The organism is Streptomyces lateritius (assembly GCF_014649715.1).
GTDB classification, from domain to species: domain Bacteria; phylum Actinomycetota; class Actinomycetes; order Streptomycetales; family Streptomycetaceae; genus Streptomyces; species Streptomyces lateritius.
Map to the genome: position 1 here is coordinate 335204 of NZ_BMTO01000001.1, position 19123 is coordinate 354326.

The following is a 19123-nucleotide window of genomic DNA, read 5'->3' on the forward strand; positions in this document are numbered from 1 at the left end:
GCGTGTTCGGTGTACGCGCAGTCAGTGGGCCGCCGGATGAGCGGTCCACCACCAGTTCTGGGTCGAAAGCTGGGTCAGGTGCGCGAACATGCCCGCACTCTAACCCAGCGGGACACGCGAACGGGGCCCGGTTCACACCGTGGACGGTGCGAGCCGGGCCCCGAGAGGCACAGCGGAGGGTCAGCGGATCAGAAGATCATGTTGTAGATCTGCCAGCCGCTGCCGACCTGGATGCGCGGCGGGAACGGAGCGGTGGCGTTGCCACTGCCCGTGTACAGCCAGAGCGCACCGGAGCCGTCGCGCGCGATCACGTCCACCCGGCCGTCACGGTTGAGGTCGCTCGGGCCGAGGATCGTGTTGTACGTCTGCCAGCCCGTGCCGATCTTGACCCGCGGGCCGAACGGCTTGGCCGCGACGCCGGTGCCGTTGTACAGCCAGAGCGCGCCGGCCGTGTCGCGGCCCATGAGGTCGGGCTTGCCGTCACCGGTGAGGTCACCGGTGCTGATGATCATGTTGTACGTCTGCCAGCCGGTGCCGACCTGCAGGCGCGGCCCGAGCGGGGCGCTCGGGTTGCCGGTGCCGGGGTACAGCCAGAGCACACCGGACGGCTCGCGCCCGATCACATCGGGCTTGCCGTCGCCGGTCTGGTCCCGCACGCCGACGATCTGGTTGAAGACGCCCCACCCGGTGCCGGCCTTCACCCGCGCCTTGAAGGGCGCGGAGGGGTTGCCGCTGGCCGAGTAGTACCAGAGCGCACCGGAGGGTTCCCGGGCGATGACGTCACCGGTGCCGTCGGCCCGGAGGGCGGTCAGCGGCGTGACGAGGTTGTACGCGTTCCATCCACTGCCGATCCGGTAGCGGTTCAGGAAGGGCGCGGACGCCGTGCCGGTGCCCTGGTACTGCCAGAGGACGCCGGAGGAGTCACGGGCGATGAGGTTGTAGCGGTTGGTGGCGGTGACGGGAGCCGCCCCGGCGACCTCGTCGACCTCGGAGGCCTTCACCCACGCCATGCGGTGGTTGTACCGGATCGGTATGTACAGGTCGTTGCCGACGACGTTCTTCTGGCTGCTTCCGAACCAGTCGTCGCCCGCCACGGCGGGGCCGGCCTTCACGTACCCCTGGCCTGCGGGGATCTTGTACTTCGTGAGGTAGGCGCCCGCGTCCGACGGCGGGGTCTGACCGGCCGCGGTGTAGGCGGAGGTTTCCGGGAAGGAGCGTCCGTAGACCTTGACCGTCACTCCGGCCTTGGCCTTGACCATGGTCGGGGAGACGGTGACCGGTGCCGTGTACTGGCCGCCGGGGTTGTAGAACCAGGCCTTCTGTCCGCCGTACCAGATCGCCGTCCAGTTGGTCCGGGCCTCGGCGACGACGTAGGTACCGCCCGCGCGGACCTTGTTGCCCCAGTTCGGACCGTCACTCCACAGCACGTTGGGGATGTACGGGTCCTTGATGGGCGTCGCGGTCGACGCGGTGGTGTACAGGTAGCCGAAGTTCGCCGGCTGCTTGGCGACGGTGTTGCCGCCGTACGTGATCGTGGGCTGGTTCGCCGTGGTGAACGGAGGCACGACACGGACCAGCTGACCCGCCTGAAGCAGACCGCCCGCGCCTTCGGCGCCGGTCGGAGCGCCCATCAGCGACATGTAGTGGTTCCAGTCCCAGAACGGGCCCGCGTCCCAGTGCATGCCGGCGACCTTGGAGTCGCTGTATCCCGACACCTCGTCGTGGCCGATGATGTGCTCGCGGTCCAGCGGGATGCCGTACTTGGCCGCCAGGAACTTCACCAGGGCCGCGGAGGACTCGTACTGCGGCTCGGTGTACCAGCTGCCCGACTTGATGGCGTAGCCCTCGTGCTCCACGCCGATGGCGTGCGAGTTCGTGGTCCAGTTGCCCGCGTGCCACGCGATGTTCTTGTTCTCGACCATCTGGGTGACCAGACCGTCCGAGGCGCGGATCAGGTAGTGCGCGCTGCCCTTGGCCGTCGCGCTCTGGAAGGTGGCGATGGTGCCGGCGTAGCTGCCCTCGGTGTCGTGGATGACGATCTGGCGGATGTCGACGCCGCCGGCGGGACGAGGGGCGAGCGTGTAATTGCGCTGCCCGGTGCTCGGGACCTCGGCCGGGATGTAGTTGCAGGTCAGACTGGACGGGCACTCGGGCGTCGGCGTCGCGGTCGTGGCGGCGAAGGTGGCGGCCAGCGGCACGTTCGACGGCTTGACCGGTTCCACCGTCGGGTCCGCCGGCAGGACGACCTGCTCGCCGTCGGTGGTGAGCTCCCGCTCGCCCGTCTTGATCGACTCGAAGACACGCTTCGCGAAGAGGTCGGCGCCCTTCTTGTCCGGTGCCTGGCTGTAGCGCGCGACGGCCGGGTACCAGGCACCGGCCTCGTCCGGCAGGCTGCCCGTGGCCTGCTTCTGGTACTCGGCGAGCAGCGCCGCGCCGGCGCGGATGCTCTCCGCGGTGTCGTTCTTCAGGGAGTCCGCGGAGCCGTCGATCAGCTCGGCGGCCTTGTCCAGGGTGTGCAGTCGCGGGTCGTCGGTGTCGACGGTCTCCTTGGGCAGGTCGCGCAGCGCCTTGGCCGCGTCGAAGGTCTTCTCGATCTCCTCCTTGCCGCTGGCGTTGAGGTGAGCGAGGCGCTCCTTGTCCTCGTGCACCTCGACGTCCCCGGGGTCGACGTCCGTCAGACCCATGACGTTGTACGCGCCTGTGACGCTCGGCTCGCCGTCGTGCGACTCCCACCGCGTCTGCCGGTACGAGACCGCCATCAGCACGCTCTGCGGTACGTCGAACTCCCGCGCCGCCTCCGCGAACTGCGACTGGAGAGAAGCGTTTCCGCCGTTCTTGCCGTCCTCGGATCCCAGTACACCGGGCGACGCCACCGCGATGGTGCCGATCGTGGCGGTGGCGACGACGGCCGCCGCCGCCCCGTAAAGCAGCCGTCGTTTCTTGCGATCCCTGCGGTGCCCTTGACTCACGCCCACCCCTGCTGATTCGTTTTTGTTCGTCTGTGACGTTTAAAGCGCGCGTGAGGGTAACACCACACGATGGTGTGAACATCGCCAGCGGACATTCCGGGCGTGCGTCTCAGCCATTGGGCGCCGCTCTGGACAGGTCGCCCGACCCCGTAATGTGGTGGTTGTGACCGTGAACGCTAAGACCACCGCTACCGGTGGCAACACCTGGCGAGACCTTCCCGCGGCGCAGCAGCCCGAGTACCCCGATGCCGAGGCTCTGCGCGATGTGATCGCGGACCTCGAGTCGTATCCGCCGCTCGTCTTCGCGGGCGAGTGCGATCAGCTGCGCGCCCGCATGGGAGCCGTCGCCCGGGGCGAGGCGTTCCTGCTCCAGGGCGGCGACTGCGCCGAGGCCTTCGACGCCGTGTCCGCCGACCACATCCGGGCCAAGCTCAAGACGCTGCTCCAGATGAGCGCCGTCCTGACGTACGCGGCCTCCGTGCCCGTCGTCAAGGTCGGCCGCATCGCCGGGCAGTACTCCAAGCCCCGCTCCAAGGGGACCGAGACCCGTGACGGCGTGACCCTGCCGACGTACCGAGGCGACTCGGTCAACGGCTTCGACTTCAACGAGAAGGCCCGCATCCCGGACCCCGAGCGCCTGAAGCGGATGTACAACGCCTCCGCCTCCACGCTCAACCTGGTGCGCGCCTTCACCACCGGCGGCTACGCCGACCTGCGCCAGGTGCACGCCTGGAACCAGGACTTCGTGAAGTCGTCCCCCTCGGGTCAGCGCTACGAACAGCTGGCGCGCGAGATCGACAACGCGCTGAACTTCATGAAGGCCTGTGGCACCGACCCGGCCGAGTTCCGCGCGGTCGAGTTCTACGCCTCGCACGAGGCACTGCTGCTCGACTACGAGGGAGCCCTCACCCGTACCGACTCGCGCACCGGCGAGCTGTACGACACCTCCGGCCACATGGTCTGGATCGGTGAGCGCACCCGGCAGCTCGACGGCGCGCACATCGAGTTCGCGTCGAAGATCCGCAACCCGATCGGCATCAAGCTCGGCCCGACGACCACCGTCGACGAGGCCCTGACGTACGTCGACCGCCTGGACCCGGACCGTGAGCCCGGCCGGCTGACCTTCATCGTCCGCATGGGCGCCGACAAGGTCCGGGACAAGCTCCCGGAGCTGGTCGAGAAGGTCACCGCCTCCGGCGCGACCGTCGCCTGGGTGACCGACCCGATGCACGGCAACACCTTCGAGGCGGCCTCCGGCCACAAGACCCGCCGCTTCGACGACGTGCTCGACGAGGTCAAGGGCTTCTTCGAGGTCCACAAGGCCCTGGGCACCCACCCGGGCGGTATCCACGTCGAACTCACCGGTGACGACGTCACGGAGTGCGTGGGCGGCGGCGACGAGATCTTCGTCGACGACCTGCACCAGCGCTACGAGACGGCCTGCGACCCGCGGCTCAACCGCAGCCAGTCGCTGGACCTCGCCTTCCTGGTGGCGGAGCTCTACCGCGACTAGCCGACGCGATCAGTAGGTGGCTTCCTACGACAGTGGGGCGCGGATCGATGTGATCCGCGCCCCACCGTCATGTCCAGGGCTTTTGGGCGCCACGCTCGCCGGGTAAGGTTAGGTTAGCCTTATCGATCTCGGCGGGAGGTGAACCGCGTGTACGTCTGCTCATGCTTCGGTGTCACGGAGAAGCAGGTCAAGGACCACGCGGACGCGGGTGCGTGCACGCCCCGCCAGATCGCCTCGGCATGCAAGGCCGGCACGGACTGCGGTTCGTGCGTGCGGCGCATCCAGGCCATCCTCGGGCGCGGCAACTGCCCTCGGCGGGAGCTTCTGGACCAGGGCGTGCCGGCCCTGACGGCCGAGCTCGCCGCCGCTCCTGACGAACGGCTCTCCGAAGCCGCCTAGGGCCTAGGCCCGCCCGGAAGCCGTCCCGCTTCCCTAGCTGGGCTGCTCGATCAGCGTCGAGATGTAGAGCGCCTCACCGAGGTTCTCGATCAGTTCCAGCTGGGTGTCGAGGTAGTCGATGTGGTGCTCCTCGTCGGCGAGGATCTCCTCGAAGAGGTTGGCCGAGGTGATGTCGCCCTTGGCGCGCATGACCTCGATCCCGCGCTTGAGGCGGTCGATCGCCTCGACCTCCACCTGGCGGTCCGCCTGGAACATCTCGGTGATCGTCTGGCCGACCCGTACGTGGAAGAGCCGCTGGTAATTGGGCAGGCCGTCCAGCATCAGGATGCGCTCGGTGAGCTTGTCCGCGTGCTTCATCTCGTCGATGGACTCTTCGCGGGTGTACTTGGCGAGCTTGGACCAACCCTTGTTGTCCTGGATGCGGTAGTGCAGCCAGTACTGGTTGATGGCCGTCAGCTCGCCGGTCAGCTGCTCGTTGAGGAACTCGAGGACCTCGGGGTCGCCCTGCATCGCAGAGGCTCCTTCCACGTATGTCTACGCCGTGACTGGGCAGGATGGCCGCATCCTCGCACCACGGATGGGGGTCGTCCAGTAAGTGCAGGCTTAGTGGGACTTGCCCCGAATCCGGCAGGGGTGGGAGGTTGCCTGGTCATGACCACCCCTCGCCGTCTGTCACCATGGATGACATGGGTCAGCCGGAGAGCGGAGCACGCCGGGAAGCAGGACAGTCGGATCTTCCGCCGGGACAGCGGCTGCAGCGCGGCTGGCCGGTCACCCATTACGGCCCCGTCCCCAAGTTCAAGCCCGACCGCTGGGAGTTCAGGGTCTTCGGGGCGACGGCGGACGGCGACAAGCGGTGCTGGAACCACGAGGAGTTCTCGGCCCTGCCGTTCTCCACGGTCGTGGCCGATCTGCACTGCGTCACGAAGTTCAGCATGCTCGGGGCCGAATGGGGTGGGGTACCCGCCCGGACGATCCTGGAGCTGGCCCCGCCGGCCGCCCATGTCACGCACGTGATGGTGTGGGCCGAGTACGGCTTCAGCGCCAACATGCGGCTCTCCGACTTCGCCTCGGAGCGCACGATCTTCGCCACCCACAAGGACGGTGAGCTGCTCACCGCCGAGCACGGCTTCCCGCTCCGCCTCATCGTCCCCCATCTGTACGCCTGGAAGGGGCCGAAGTGGGTCCGGGGCGTGGAGTACATGACCGCCGATCGCCGCGGCTTCTGGGAGGAGCGCGGCTATCACAACATCGGCGATCCGTGGACGGAGCAGCGCTACTCCTACCAGGAGGAGCCGGGGGACGGCCCGGAGCTCTGACCGTCCCGCCCGGCTCAGTGGTGGTACTGGTGGACCACCGCGTGGCCCTTGCCGCGGCCGATCATCCACTTGTTGACCGGTGTGGTGATCACGAAGGCGACGAGGAAGGCGAAGGCGAGGGCGCCCCAGAAGAGCGCGTCCGTGAGGTGCGCGTCCATGGCCCCCGGCACCAGCAGCAGGACCCCGTTGTCGACGACCTCCATCACCGTGATGGAGAGGGTGTCGGCGGCGAGCGCGACCCCGACGGCCGCCTTCAGGGTCAGGCCGGCGCGGACGACCGCCCAGAAGGTCAGCGAGTAGCCGAAGAAGAAGGCCAGGACGATGGCGAGCACCATCGTCGGGGCGTTGCCCCAGCCGAGCGATGTGCCGATGACCATGCCGAGGACCTCGCCGATGGCGCATCCGGTGAGGCAGTGCAGCGTCGCCTTCGCGGCCATGGCCCAGCTGGCCTTGCCAGGGGTGTGCCCGTCATGGCCGCCGTGCCCCGCATGCGCCTCGTGGCCGCCGTGGGCGATGGTGTGCCCGTCATGGCCGCCGTGCCCCGCATGCGCCTCGTGGCCGCCGTGGGCGATGTGGTCGGAGTGCTGGTGGTGTGCGTGTGCCTCGTGCTGCATGAGAGCCCCCAACGTCCGGTAGCGGTTCCTGCCTCACAGGAAACCGTATACCCCCCAGGGGTATTCCTCAACGCGGATCTCAGCCTCTGAGCTTCTTCAGCCGCTCCACGTCCGCCGTGTGACCTTCCTTCCCGCCCGGAGTCTCGATGACCAGCGGTACCCCGTCCGTCTCCGGGTGACGCATCAGCTCGCGGAACGGCTCCTCGCCGATGTGGCCGGCCCCGATGTTCGCGTGCCGGTCCTTGTGCGCGCCGACGACGTCCTTGGAGTCGTTGGCGTGGATCAGCTTCAGCCGCCCCTCGCCCACGGTCGCCACCAGCTCGTCGAGCGTTCCCGCCATCCCGCGGGGCGCGGCCAGATCGTGGCCCGCGGCGAAGATGTGGCACGTGTCGAGACATATGCCGAGCTTCGGGTGGCGGTCGAGCGCGTCGAAGTACGGGCCGAAGTCCTCGGCGCGCGAGCAGAGCGAGAAGCCCTGTCCGGCCGTCGACTCCAGCAGCAGGAACGGGTCGTCCGCGTGGGTCAGCTCGTCGAGCAGCGGCAGCATCCGCTCCCGTACCTGCGTCAGCGCCTCCTCGCGGGGGCGGCCGCCGGTCGCCGAGCCGGTGTGCACCACGACGCCCCGGGCGCCGATCTCCCGGCCGCGCCGGAGCGAATGGCGCAGCGACTCCACCGACCTCTCGACGGTGGCCTCGGTGTGCGAGCCGAAGTTGATCAGGTACGGGGCGTGGACCCAGGCGGACAAGGACTCCGCCTCGCACGCGGCGCGGAACAGTTCGTCCTGCGCCGGACTGCCGACCGGGGTGGCCCAGCCGCGCGGATTGGCGACGAAGACCTGCACGGCCTCCGCGCCCAGCTCGCGGGCGTAGGCGAGACCGGTCGTGGCGAGGCCGCCGGCCACGGGGACATGGCCGCCGACGGGGTTGCGCATGAGTGCTTACAGTCCCTTGATCGTGAGGGTGATGGTGGAGCCTTCGGGGGCGGTGGAGCCGCCCTCGACGGACTGGCCCGAGACCGTGTCACCGAGGAAGGGGAAGGTCTTCTCGACCTTCACGTCGAAGCCCGCGTCCTCCAGGGCGGAACGCGCGTCGTCGGCCTTCTCGCCGACGACGTCGGGCACCTCGATCATCCGCGGGCCCTTGGACACGGTGAGGGTGATCGTATCGCCCTCGGCCGCGCGGCTGCCCTCCGCGAGGGACTGGGCGGCGACCGTGCCGGTCTCCTCGGGGGAGTGGACGCGCTCGGGGGCGACCCGCACGGTGAGCCCGGCGTCCTGGAGCGTGCGGGTGGCGCCCGCCACCGACTCGCCGGCCACGTCCGGGACGTCGATCGGGACGCCCTTGCTGACGACCAGGGCGACGGCCGAGTCCGGGCTGCGCTCGGTGCCGGGCTCGGGGTCGGAGGAGACGACGGCTCCCTGGGCGATGTCCTCGCTGAAGGCGGACGTGATCACACCGGGTGCCAGGCCCTCCCGTTCCAGGAGCTTCCTGGCCTCCGCGAGCGGCTTCCCCTTGAGGTTCGGGACCTTCACGATCTGCGGGCCGCGGGAGATGGTGAGCGTGACCGTGCCGTTGCCACGGATCCGCTCTCCGGAGGCGGGGGCGATGGCCATGACCGTGCCGCGTTCGTAGACATCGCTGAAGGCGCGCTTCGTGGCGCCGACATCGAGGCCGGCGTCGGTGATCCGCTTCGTCGCCTGCGCCTCGCTCTGGCCGAGGACCGCGGGGACGCGGGTGAACTGGCCGGAATTGATGTACCAGACACCGGCGCCGAGCCCCAGGGCGAGCAGCACGGCGGCGATCACGAGCAGCGGGCCGCGCGGGCGGGACCCCGGCCGGCGCGCCGCGCGCGGTTCGGGCGGGGGCATGGTGAGCCGGCTGGTGTGCTGGATCTGACGGTCCTCGGTGGGCAGCGGCGCCCGCGGGATGACGCTGGTCCGGTCCTCGGACGCGTCGCGCTCCTCTCCCGGGGCGTGCGCCCGCGGCGGTACGGCGTCCAGCTGCTCGTCCCCGAGCGCGGCGCGGGTCTCCCGGGTCAGGGCGAGCAGCGCGACGGCGTCGTGCGGGCGGACGTCGGGGTTGCGGGCGGTGGCGCTCGCCACCAGCTCGTCCAGCTCCGGCGCGAGCCCGGGAACGGCGGCGGAGGGGGCCGGGACGTCGGTGTTCAGATGCCGGTAGAGGATCTGCGCGGGCGTCTCCCCGCCGTGCGGCTTGCCGCCGGTGAGCATCTCGTACAGGACGACACCGCAGGCGTACACGTCGGCGCGGGTGTCGGCGGTGCCGTGCTCGATCTGCTCGGGGGCGAGGTACGACACGGTGCCGAGGACGGAGCCGGTGGTGTTCGTCGCCGATCCGACGGCGCGCACGAGACCGAAGTCGGCGACCTTGACCCGGCCGTCGTCCCCTATCAGGACGTTCTCCGGCTTCATGTCCCGGTGCACGAACCCGGCGCGGTGGGCGGCGCCGAGCGCGGCGAGGACCGGCTCCAGGATGTCAAGCGCCGCCCGGGGCCGCAGGGCGCCGCGCTCGCGCAGCACGTCCCGCAGGGTGCACCCGGCGACGTACTCCATCGCGAGATAGACGTACGCGCCGTCCGCTCCCTGGTCGAAGACGCCGACGACGTTGGGGTGCGAGAGCCGGGCGACGGACTTGGCCTCGCGGATGAACCGCTCGACGAACGCGACGTCGGTCGCGAGCGCCGGATGCATCACCTTGAGCGCGAGCACCCGGTCGAGCCGGGTGTCGACGGCCCGGTAGACCGTGGCCATCCCGCCGACGGCGATGCGCGCGTCGACGCGGTAGCGGCCGTCGAGCAGCTGCCCGACGAGGGGGTCCTGGAGGGTCGTATCCACGGCGTCGAGTCTACGAGCCGGTCAGGACACCCCCGCCTCACCCGCTTGTACCGCAGCACACCTGTGACGCACGGCATGGCGCACAGGCCCGGCGCGCCGGCCGGAGCATGGCCGAGCGCGCCGGCCGGCGGGACGCGGGCTCAGAACGCCGGACGCTCCGGGTCCAGGGTGGCGCGGCCCTCGACCGGGGAGGAGGCCTCCGCGAAGTGGCGGCGCGGGATCCGGCCCGCCCGCCACGCCAGCCGGCCCGCCTCCACCGCGTGCCGCATGCCCTGCGCCATCAGCACCGGCTCCTGCGCCCGGGTCACCGCCGACGCCAGCATCACCGCCGCGCACCCCAGCTCCATCGCGAGCGCCGCGTCCGACGCCGTCCCGGCCCCCGCGTCGAGGATCACCGGAACCCCCGCCCGCTCGACGATCAGCTGGAAGTTGTGCGGGTTGCGGATCCCGAGCCCGGAGCCGATCGGGGAGCCGAGCGGCATGATCGCCGCGCACCCGACGTCCTCCAGCTTCCTCGCCAGGACCGGGTCGTCGTTGGTGTACGGCAGGACCGTGAAACCGTCGTCCACCAGCGTCTCCGCCGCGTCGAGCAGCTCCGCCCCGTCCGGCAGCAGGGTCCGCTCGTCGGCGACGACCTCCAGTTTGATCCACTCCGTGCCGAGCGCCTCGCGGGCGAGGCGCGCCGTCAGTACTGCCTCGCCCGCCGTGAAGCAGCCCGCCGTGTTGGGCAGGACCCGGATGCCGAGCCGGTCCAGGACGGAGAGGACCGAGCCCTGCACCGTCGGGTCCAGGCGCCGCATCGCGACGGTCGTCAGCTCCGTACCGCTGGCGATCAGCGAGCGTTCGAGGACGTCCAGGCTGGGAGCCCCGCCGGTGCCCATGATCAGGCGCGAGGAGAAGTCCGTACCGCCGAGGAGGAACGTGTCGTCGGACATCGCGCTCAGCCCCCCTGCACCGCGGTGAGGACCTCGATCCGGTCTCCCTCGCCGAGGACGGTCTCGGACCACTGGCTGCGCGGCACGACGGTCTCGTTGACGGCCGCGGCCACGCCCGACGGCGCGGCGGAGAGGGTGGCGACGAGGGCGTCGAGGGTCGTGGGGGCGGCGAGGACGCGCGCCTCGCCGTTGACGGAGACGTTCATGCGGGCTGCTCCTGACGTACGTGAGCGGGGGAGAAGCGGCGGGGGGCGAAGGGGCGGGCCTCCTCCGGCAGCACACCGGTGACGAGGAGGTCCGCGAGCACGTCGCCGGTGACGGGGGTGAGCAGCACGCCGTTGCGGTAGTGGCCGGTGGCCAGGTGGAGCCCCGGCAGCCCGGTCGGGCCCAGCAGCGGCGCGTTGTCCGGCGAGGCGGGGCGCAGACCCGCCCGGGTCTCGGTGAGCGGCAGCTCGGTGATGCCCGGCACCAGCTCGTGGGCGTCGCGCAGCAGTTCGTACACCCCGCCCGCCGTGACGGTGGTGTCCCAGCCCAGCTCCTCGCTGGTGGCGCCGACGACCAGCTCGCCGTTCTCGCGCGGCACCAGATAGACCTGGCTGCCGCGCACGACGGCCCGGACCGTCCGGGAGAGGAACGGCGCGTACGCGGGCGGCACCGTCAGCCGCAGTACCTGCCCCTTGACCGGCCTTACGGGCGGCAGGACGTCCTCCGGTACGCCGCCGAGCCGGCCGCTGAGGCTGCCGGCGGCCAGCACCACCTGGTCCGCCGCCTCCTCGCGGCCGTCGGCGAACACCACGCCTGCGGACCGGCCGCGCACCACCGTGAGGCGGTCCGCGACACCGCGGTGGAAGACCACCCCGGCCCGCTCGCAGGCGGTGACCAGCGCGGCGGCGAGCCGGCGCGGATCGACCTGGTGGTCGCCGTCGACCCGCAGTCCGCCGCGCACTCCCGGTGCCAGCATCGGCTCGAGCCGGCGGCACTCGCGCCCGTTGAGCCACTCCGACTCCAGGCCGCAGCGGGTCTGCAGGGCGTGCAGCTCGCGCAGGTGTGCCCGGTCGTCGGCGTCGAGCGCGACGGCGAGGGTGCCGCAGGCGCGGTAGCCCACGTCCTGTCCGGTGGCCTCCTGGAGTTCGGCGACGAAGGCCGGATAGCGGCGCGCCGAGGAGAGGTTGAGACCCAGGAGGGTCTCCTCGCCGTAGTGGAGCTCGGTGACGGCGGCGAGCATGCCCGCCGCCACCCGGGCGGCCCCGCCCCCGGGCTCCGGGTCGACGACCGCGGTCCGCAGACCCCGCTGAGCCGCCCGCCAGGCCGTGACCAGGCCGATGATTCCGCCCCCGATGACGAGGACGTCGGATGTACGCGACATGGGCGTCCAGCCCCTCCCTTCGCCGGCATGACCCGGATCAGGTTCGTACGGTCGGAGGCCGGCCAGCCTCCCTCTCAGCCCGGTCCGTCCGGGCTCCCGCGTGTGCTCTACGTTGGCCGTCAGACTATCCCCCGTCGCCGACACCCAGTAAGGGAGCCTCCGCAGTGGTGTCCACGCCCCGATCCCACCGGTCCCTGGACGGTCTCGTCCTCTCCCCGGTCGCCGACCAGGCCCCCGGCCAGGTCGGGACCCGGACCCGGTTCACGTACCACGAGGAGGACGGCCGGATCTGGGCCGAGTACGCGGGCGGCGACGTGGTCCGGGGCCATCTCGTCGGCACGCGCGCGGGGGACCGGCTCGACTTCCGGTACGTCCAGTTGAAGCACGACGGATCCACCTCTTCCGGGCATTGTGTCTCCACGGTGGTGGAGCTTCCGGACGGTCGCGTTCGCCTGGAGGAGAGCTGGGCATGGGAGTCCCAGGAGGGTTCCGGGACCAGCGTGGTCGAGCAGCTGCCTTCCTGACGTTCCGTCAGATGCGTAAGGTGATCGGGTGAGCGAGCAGAAGCAGGCACAGCAGCGGGTCGTGATCGTTGGCGCCGGGATGGCGGGGGTACAGACCGCCGTCGCCCTGCGCGAACAGGGATTCACCGGCCCGGTCACCCTCGTCGGAGCCGAACCGCACCAGCCCTACGACCGTCCCCCGCTCTCCAAGGCGGTGCTCCTCGGCAAGGCCGAGGACTCCGCCTTCGACGTCGACTTCGAGGCGCTCTCCATCGAACTGCGCCTCGGCGTCGAGGTGACCGGCCTGCGTGCCGACGCCCACGAGGTCGACACGGAGGCCGGGCCCGTCCCCTACGACACCCTGGTCGTCGCCACCGGCGCCGAGCCCGTCACCCTGCCCGGCACCGAGGGCGTCCCGGGCGTCCACCTGCTGCGCACGCTCGACGACGCCGCCCGCCTCAAGCCCGTCCTGGAGCGGCGCCACGACATCGTGGTGGTCGGCGCCGGCTGGATCGGCGCCGAGTTCGCCACCGCGGCGCGCGAGGCGGGGTGCGCGGTCACCGTCGTGGAGGCCGCCGACCGGCCGCTCGCCGGCGCGCTGCCCGCGGACGTCGCCGCCCCGATGGCCCAGTGGTACGAGGAGAGCGGCGCCGCACTCCTCACCCACGCGCGCGTGGCGCACGTCGAACCCGGCCGGGTCGTCCTGGCCGACGGCCGGGAGCTGCCCGCCGATGCCGTCGTCGTCGGCATCGGCGCCCGCCCCGCCACCGGCTGGCTCGCCGGCTCCGGCATCGCCCTCGACGCGGGCGGCTCCGTCACCGCCGACGAGCGGCTGCGCACCTCCCTGCCCGACGTGTACGCCGTCGGCGACTGCGCCTCCTTCCCCTCCGCCCGCTACGGCGAGCGGCTCCTGGTCCACCACTGGGACAACGCCCTCCAGGGCCCGCGCACCGTCGCGGCCGACATCATCGGCGAGACCCCGCAGGTCTACGACCCGGTGCCGTACTTCTGGTCCGAGCAGTTCGGCCGGTTCGTGCAGTACGCCGGCCACCACACGGGCGCCGCCGAGCTGGTCCGGCGCGGCGATCCGGCGGGCCCGTCCTGGTCCGTGCTCTGGCTGCGCGACGGGCTCCTGGTCGCCCTGCTCGCCGTCGGTCGCCCCCGCGACCTGGCCCAGGGCCGCAAGCTCATCGAGTCCGGCGCCCCCCTCGCCCGCGAGCGGGCCGCCGACCCGTCCGTACCCCTGAAGGCGGCCGTCCAGTAGGGCTCGACTTCCGGCTGTCGGTCCGGGATGGCAGGCTTGTCCACGTGACCGAGATTGACGCAAGAATCGATGCTCTCGTCCCCGCCTGGCTCTACCTCCCCGACATCGCGGAAATGCTCGATGTCGAGGTGACGCGTGTGCGGCAGCTGGTCAAGGAGGGCCAGCTCATCGCCGTGCGCCGCGGTGAGAACAAGGCGCTTCAGGTGCCCGCCGCCTTCATCGACGGCGACAAGGTCGTCAAGGGCCTCTCCGGGACCCTGACGCTCCTGAAGGACGACGGCTTCACCGACGAAGAAATGCTGGAGTGGCTCTTCACTCCCGACCCGACCCTGCCGGGCACGCCCGCGCAGGCCCTCAGCGAGAATCGCGGCACGGAGGTGAAGCGCCGCGCCCAGGCGCTCGCCGTCTGACGTACCGAAGACACCACAGAGGAGGCTTCCGTGGGGCCGGGCCCGCCCGGCCCCACGGGCGCCACCGCACCGACGGGGGGAACCACCCATGTCCACGCCTCGCGAGCAGCTCGCCGACGCCCGGCTCTACCTCTGCACGGACGCCCGCAAGCGGCAGGGCGACCTGCCCGCCTTCCTCGACGCCGTGCTCTCCTCCGGTGTGGACATCGTGCAGCTGCGCGACAAGGGCATGGAGGCCGGTGAGGAGCTGGAGCACCTCGCCCTCCTCGCCGAGGCCTGCCGTCGGCACGGGAAGCTGCTCGCGGTGAACGACCGGGCCGACGTCGCCCACGCGATCGGCTCCGACGTCCTGCACCTGGGCCAGGGCGACCTGCCCGTGCCCGCCGCCCGCGCGATCCTCGGCGACCGGGTGCTGATCGGCCGTTCCTGCCACGGCGAGTCCGAGGTCGACGCGGCCGTCGCCGAGCCCGGCGTGGACTACTTCTGCACCGGACCCTGCTGGCCCACCCCGACCAAGCCCGGCCGGTACGCACCCGGGCCCGACCTCGTCCGGTACACGGCCGGGCTAGCCCAGGACCGCCCCTGGTTCGCCATCGGCGGGATCGACGAGACCACCCTCGACGAGGTCCTGGACGCGGGCGCGCGCCGGATCGTCGTCGTCCGGGCGATCACCGAGGCCGACGACCCGGCGGCGGCCACGGCCCGGCTGGCCAAGCGGGTCCGCGAGCGCTCGGCGTAGCAGGCAAGCGGGTGCCGGACCTTCCGCCGGGGCACCTGCGAGGGGTGTCCAAAAAGTTGTCCATTACTCGGACGCCGCTTCTTCCGCCGATGGCCCACGTCTAACCTGCCCGTATGGCTCTTGGCACCGCTTCCACCCGCTCGGACCGTGCGCGCACGGTCCGCGACATCCTCGCGTCCGGCAAGCCCTCGTACTCCTTCGAGTTCTTCGCGCCCCGGACCGAGAAGGGCGAGCGCAGCCTCTGGAACGCCCTGCGCAGGGTCGAGGCGGTCGGCCCGAGCTTCGTCTCGGTGACCTACGGAGCCGGTGGATCCACCCGGGGCGGGACCGTCAAGGCCACCCAGAAGATCGCCGGTGACACCACCCTCACCCCGGTCGCGCACCTCACCGCGGTCGACCACTCCGTCGCCGAACTGCGCAACGTCCTGGGCCAGTACGCCGACGCAGGCATCCGGAACATGCTCGCACTGCGCGGCGACCCGCCCGGCGACCCGCTGGGAGAGTGGATCGAGCACCCCGAGGGCGTCCGCTACGCCGCCGATCTGGTCAGGCTGATCAAGGAGTCCGGCGACTTCTGCGTGGGTGTCGCGGCCTTCCCCGAGATGCACCCGCGCTCCACCGACTGGGCCACGGACATCCGTCACTTCGTGGACAAGTGCCGTGCCGGCGCCGACTACGCCATCACCCAGATGTTCTTCGATCCGGAGAACTATCTCCGGATGCGCGACAGCGTGGTGAAGGCCGGCTGCGAGACGCCGATCATCCCCGAAGTCATGCCCGTTGTGAACGTGAAGACCCTCGACCGGCTGCCCCAGCTCAGCAACGCCCTCTTCCCGGCCGACGTGAAAGAACGCATCCTCGCCGTCAAGGACGATCCGGCCGCTGTACGCTCCATTGGCATCGAGTTCGCGACGGAGTTCTGCGCGCGTCTGCTCTCCGAGGGTGTCCCCGGACTGCACTTCATCACGCTGAACAACTCCACCGCGACGCTGGAGATCTACGAGAATCTCGGACTGCACGTGCAGTCGTGACCGGCGTACCCGCCCCAGACCCGCGGCGGTGGCCGTAGGAGAGGGGCGGGCATGGGGTGGACGGTCCTCTACATCGCGTTCGGTGTCGTCGCGTTGTGGCTGTTGGGTGAGGTGCTCCTGCAGTACAAGGCGAGGCTGCGCTGGCGCGTGCTCGCCTTCTGCGGCTTCCTGGGGGTGGTCGTCGGCGTTCTGCTGCCCTCGGTCGCCGTGATCATCGCGGGCGCCATCGCCTTCGCCGTCGGCCAGACCTACGTGACCCTCTCCTTCCGCCGCGGCTTCTCCACCGGCTGGGCGATCGGCGGGAACCCGGGCGCGAGCCGGCGCCGCAGGTCCACCGCACCGGCCGAGGCCGGCCCCACGCTCGAGGTCACCGACCTCTCCTACGAGCCGGCGGACCCCTCGGCCGCCGAGACCACGGCGGTCTACGAGCCGGAGCCGATGCCCGACGAGACCGGCCAGTACGCCGTCTACGACACCTCGTACGCCCACTCCCCGGCCCAGCCCGAGGCGCAGCCGGCGTACGGCGGCTACGACGGCTACACGCCGGGGTACGAGCAGCCGGCCTACGACTACGGCACCGGGCAACAGCAGTACGCGGCCTACTCCGACCCGTACATCGGTCCCGGCACCGACGGCCAGCAGTACACCTCGTACGACTACGGCACCGGCGGCCGGCAGCCCTACGCCGACCCGTACGCCCCCTCGTACACGTACGACACCCCGCCCGGCGGCGTGTGGGTGCCCCAGCAGCGGGACGCCGAGCAGCCGGCCGAACCGCCGCAGCAGCCGGGCCAGGAGTACTACGGATACGGCAACGAGCAGCAGTACCGGTACTGACGGCCCCTGCCCGACGCTCCCTACCGCGAACCGCGGAAGTCGGCGCCCTCGACGATCAGCCCGGCCACGAGGGCACCCGACATGCCGGCGTGGGCGAGGCCGCCGCCGGGATGTGACCAGCCGCCGGCCCGGTACAGGCCCTGGAGCGGGGACCGGTTGGCCGCGGGCAGAAACGCGCCGGCGCCACCGGCGAGTGCCGGGCCGGGCACCTCGCGGACGCCGGTCTCCCGCAGGGTGTCCTCCGGGGTGCGGAGTACCTGCCAGAGGAGCCGCTCCCGCAGCCCCGGGACGGCGGACCCGGCCGCCGCCAGCATCGTCTCGGCGACGGCCCGCCACTCCGGCGCCCGGTCGGTGGCCACCGTCGCGGTGACCGTCACCGACTCGTGGCCGTCGTCGGGCCGCAGCGCCGGATCGTCGGGCCGCAGGACGGTCACGGTGGGCCGCCCTTCGGCGCCATGGACGACCGTACGGTGCACGGCGCCCGACTCCCGGGCCCCGCGCAGGGCCAGACAGAGCGTCACCCGGCCCGTGCCGACGGGAAGCGGCCGCGCCCGGTCGTCCCGCTGTCCGGCGACGACCCCGTCCCGGGAGAGCGCCTGCGGGGGCGCTCCCGCGACCACATGGTCCGCCTCGACCGTCTCGCCGTCCGCCAGCCGGACTCCCGTCGCCCGGCCGTCCTTCTCCAGCACCTCGACGACGGCCGCGTCGAAGACGAACTCCACCCGCCGCTTCAGACACCGCTCGTGGACCGCGTCCGCGAGCGCCCGGATGCCTCCGCCGACGTACCAGGTGCCGAAGGTCTGCTCCATGTAGGGCAGCACGGCGGCCGAGGCGGGGGCGGTCGCCGGGTCGAAGCCGTAGGACCAGGCGTAGGAGTCGAGGAGTTCGGTGAGCCGGGCGTCGCGCAGCTCGCGCGCCCCGATCCCGCCCAGCGTGGTCGTCGGGCGCCGCAGGAACCCCGCCTTCAGGGCCGGGTACGGCTCGCGGCCGAACACCGAGGTGTCCTCCGGCTGTGGCTCCTCCAGGAGCGGGCGCCGGGTGCGGTCCCACGCCTCGCGGGCCCGGACCATGAAGTCGCCCCAGCGTTCGCCCGCGCCGGCGCCGAGGGCCGTGTCCAGGGCGGAGAGCGTGCCGGCGCGCGAGGCGTTCGGCAGGTCGACCCTCGTACCGTCGGAGAAGACGTGCCGGCTCGCCGGGTCGACCTGCGTCAGCTCGACGCGGTCCTCCAGCGGCTCCTTGCCCGTCTTGACGAACAGATCGCGGTAGACGGCGGGCAGGTGCAGCAGTCCCGGTCCGGTGTCGAAGCCGAACCCGTCCCGTTCGAACCGCCGTACCGCGCCGCCGTACGTCTCCGTGCGCTCGTACACCGTCACCCGGTGGCCCGCCACGGCCAGCCGGGCGGCCGCCGCCATGGCGCCCATCCCGGCGCCGATCACCACGATCCGTCCCATGTCAGGGACTTTATCCGCCGGGTCTCCGGGGCCCTTCGGCCACCTCGGCGGAGGCCATCCGTCTCTCCTCGCGCCGCTGGGCCCTGCGCCGAAGGAAGCGGCGGATGCGGTGGGCGAGGAAGCCCAGTATCACCAGGCCCAGCGCGAGGAGCACCGCCGCGACGACCGCCGCCGCCTCGGGGTTGAATATCGCGAAGGTGACGATCCCGGCCACTCCGAGGTCCTCCGCCATGCTCATGGCGACGTTGGAGAACGGCTCCGGCGAGGTGTTGATCGCCATCCGCGTCCCGGCCTTGACCAAGTGGCTCAGCAGCGCGGTCGAGCCGCCGACCGCGCCCGCCGCGAGCTCCGGCAGGGAACCGGACTCCCCGGCGAGCAGGGCGCCGACCACGGCCCCGGAGACCGGCCGTACCACCGTGTGGACGGCGTCCCAGACGGAGTCGACGTAGGGGATCTTGTCCGCCACCGCCTCGCAGAGGAACAGCACCCCGGCGGCGATCAGGACGTCGGTGCGCTGCAGCGACTCGGGCACCTCGTCGGTGAGACCGGTCGCGCCGAAGACGCCGAACAGCAGGACCACCGCGTACGCGTTGATCCCGCTCGCCCAGCCGCTGGTGAAGACCAGGGGGAGTACGGACACGGACGCGATCGTAGCCAGCCGGGGCCACGCGCGCGTGGGCCTTGCTACGGAACGCTGAGTATCCGTACCTAGGGGAAGAGATGAGTAGGTACGCGGATGGGCTTTGACCTGCGCAGAGGGAAGAGTGGAGACCACGGAAGGGGCACGGCTCCGCACCCGCCGACACGGGGCGGCGGAAACGGGGTCGTGCACCTGCCGGCACGGGGGTGCGACGGGGGACCGCACGGGGACACGGGGGGGTGTCACGGGGGTGCGGAAACGCCGGACGGCGGGGCTCGGGGG

At 71.5% G+C, this 19123-nt stretch carries 20 protein-coding genes and 1 riboswitch; of the genes, 9 read left to right on the forward strand and 11 right to left on the reverse strand.

Annotated features, from left to right (window positions below):
* Nucleotides 1–21: 21 nt before the first annotated feature.
* Together IE136_RS36660 and IE136_RS01605 are read right to left on the reverse strand one after the other, a co-directional pair.
* Nucleotides 22–90: a trp operon leader peptide gene (locus IE136_RS36660; RefSeq protein ID WP_158994179.1), complete on the reverse strand. Its 69-nt coding sequence runs from the start codon at nt 88–90 to the stop codon at nt 22–24.
* Between the two features lie 98 nt (nt 91–188).
* On the reverse strand, nt 189–2969 hold the full coding sequence (locus IE136_RS01605) for an N-acetylmuramoyl-L-alanine amidase (RefSeq protein WP_189599203.1): 2781 nt from the start codon (nt 2967–2969) through the stop codon (nt 189–191).
* A 163-nt stretch (nt 2970–3132) separates the two neighbouring features.
* Between IE136_RS01605 and IE136_RS01610 the strand changes: the two genes are divergently transcribed.
* Together IE136_RS01610 and IE136_RS01615 are read left to right on the forward strand one after the other, a co-directional pair.
* Complete coding sequence (locus IE136_RS01610) at nt 3133–4482, forward strand: class II 3-deoxy-7-phosphoheptulonate synthase (protein WP_158986554.1); 1350 nt, start codon at nt 3133–3135, stop codon at nt 4480–4482.
* 138 nt (nt 4483–4620) lie between these two features.
* A complete protein-coding gene (locus IE136_RS01615; protein ID WP_158986552.1) occupies nt 4621–4881 on the forward strand; it encodes a (2Fe-2S)-binding protein in 261 nt (86 codons plus the stop codon).
* A gap of 33 nt (nt 4882–4914) precedes the next feature.
* Here the strand turns inward: IE136_RS01615 and bfr are convergent, their stop codons facing one another.
* Complete coding sequence (bfr, locus tag IE136_RS01620; protein ID WP_158986550.1) at nt 4915–5391, reverse strand: bacterioferritin; 477 nt, start codon at nt 5389–5391, stop codon at nt 4915–4917.
* Between the two features lie 176 nt (nt 5392–5567).
* Between bfr and IE136_RS01625 the strand changes: the two genes are divergently transcribed.
* Complete coding sequence (locus tag IE136_RS01625) at nt 5568–6200, forward strand: sulfite oxidase-like oxidoreductase (RefSeq protein WP_158986548.1); 633 nt, start codon at nt 5568–5570, stop codon at nt 6198–6200.
* A 14-nt stretch (nt 6201–6214) separates the two neighbouring features.
* Here IE136_RS01625 and IE136_RS01630 read toward each other — a convergent pair whose 3' ends face one another.
* The 6 genes from IE136_RS01630 to thiO form a co-directional block, all read right to left on the reverse strand.
* Nucleotides 6215–6814, reverse strand: coding sequence for a DUF4396 domain-containing protein (locus IE136_RS01630; protein ID WP_189599204.1), 600 nt, complete (start codon nt 6812–6814; stop codon nt 6215–6217).
* 79 nt (nt 6815–6893) lie between these two features.
* On the reverse strand, nt 6894–7745 hold the full coding sequence (locus tag IE136_RS01635) for a deoxyribonuclease IV (protein WP_189599205.1): 852 nt from the start codon (nt 7743–7745) through the stop codon (nt 6894–6896).
* A 6-nt stretch (nt 7746–7751) separates the two neighbouring features.
* Nucleotides 7752–9665 carry a Stk1 family PASTA domain-containing Ser/Thr kinase gene (gene pknB, locus IE136_RS01640; RefSeq protein ID WP_189599206.1) on the reverse strand — a complete coding sequence of 638 codons (1914 nt, stop codon included), beginning with the start codon at nt 9663–9665 and terminating at the stop codon, nt 7752–7754.
* 140 nt (nt 9666–9805) lie between these two features.
* Nucleotides 9806–10600: a thiazole synthase gene (locus tag IE136_RS01645; RefSeq protein ID WP_189599207.1), complete on the reverse strand. Its 795-nt coding sequence runs from the start codon at nt 10598–10600 to the stop codon at nt 9806–9808.
* A gap of 5 nt (nt 10601–10605) precedes the next feature.
* Entirely contained in the window at nt 10606–10806 is a 201-nt protein-coding gene (gene thiS, locus IE136_RS01650) for a sulfur carrier protein ThiS (protein WP_158986540.1), read from the reverse strand.
* The gene (gene thiO, locus IE136_RS01655) at nt 10803–11966 is read right to left on the reverse strand and encodes a glycine oxidase ThiO (protein ID WP_158986538.1); all 1164 of its coding nucleotides are present in this window, start codon (nt 11964–11966) and stop codon (nt 10803–10805) included. Before thiO ends, thiS begins: the two co-directional genes overlap by 4 nt.
* Nucleotides 11964–12076, reverse strand: a riboswitch (TPP riboswitch). It overlaps the preceding gene by 3 nt.
* A 57-nt stretch (nt 12077–12133) precedes the next feature.
* On the opposite strand from thiO, the gene IE136_RS01660 reads away from it, so the two are divergent.
* From IE136_RS01660 to IE136_RS01685, 6 genes are all read left to right on the forward strand, one after another.
* Nucleotides 12134–12490 carry an avidin-fold protein gene (locus IE136_RS01660; protein WP_158986536.1) on the forward strand — a complete coding sequence of 119 codons (357 nt, stop codon included), beginning with the start codon at nt 12134–12136 and terminating at the stop codon, nt 12488–12490.
* Nucleotides 12491–12518: 28 nt separating this feature from the next.
* Entirely contained in the window at nt 12519–13733 is a 1215-nt protein-coding gene (locus tag IE136_RS01665) for an NAD(P)/FAD-dependent oxidoreductase (protein ID WP_158986534.1), read from the forward strand.
* A 44-nt stretch (nt 13734–13777) separates the two neighbouring features.
* Nucleotides 13778–14143 carry an Rv2175c family DNA-binding protein gene (locus IE136_RS01670; protein ID WP_158986532.1) on the forward strand — a complete coding sequence of 122 codons (366 nt, stop codon included), beginning with the start codon at nt 13778–13780 and terminating at the stop codon, nt 14141–14143.
* Between the two features lie 88 nt (nt 14144–14231).
* Nucleotides 14232–14882, forward strand: coding sequence for a thiamine phosphate synthase (gene thiE / locus IE136_RS01675; protein ID WP_189599208.1), 651 nt, complete (start codon nt 14232–14234; stop codon nt 14880–14882).
* 113 nt (nt 14883–14995) lie between these two features.
* The gene (metF, locus tag IE136_RS01680) at nt 14996–15913 is read left to right on the forward strand and encodes a methylenetetrahydrofolate reductase [NAD(P)H] (RefSeq protein WP_158986528.1); all 918 of its coding nucleotides are present in this window, start codon (nt 14996–14998) and stop codon (nt 15911–15913) included.
* 51 nt (nt 15914–15964) lie between these two features.
* Nucleotides 15965–16750 carry a hypothetical protein gene (locus IE136_RS01685; RefSeq protein ID WP_158986526.1) on the forward strand — a complete coding sequence of 262 codons (786 nt, stop codon included), beginning with the start codon at nt 15965–15967 and terminating at the stop codon, nt 16748–16750.
* A gap of 20 nt (nt 16751–16770) precedes the next feature.
* Here the strand turns inward: IE136_RS01685 and IE136_RS01690 are convergent, their stop codons facing one another.
* Entirely contained in the window at nt 16771–18201 is a 1431-nt protein-coding gene (locus tag IE136_RS01690) for a phytoene desaturase family protein (protein WP_189599209.1), read from the reverse strand.
* Between the two features lie 10 nt (nt 18202–18211).
* A complete protein-coding gene (locus tag IE136_RS01695; protein ID WP_158986524.1) occupies nt 18212–18841 on the reverse strand; it encodes a DUF4126 domain-containing protein in 630 nt (209 codons plus the stop codon).
* Between the last annotated feature and the right edge of the window lie 282 nt (nt 18842–19123).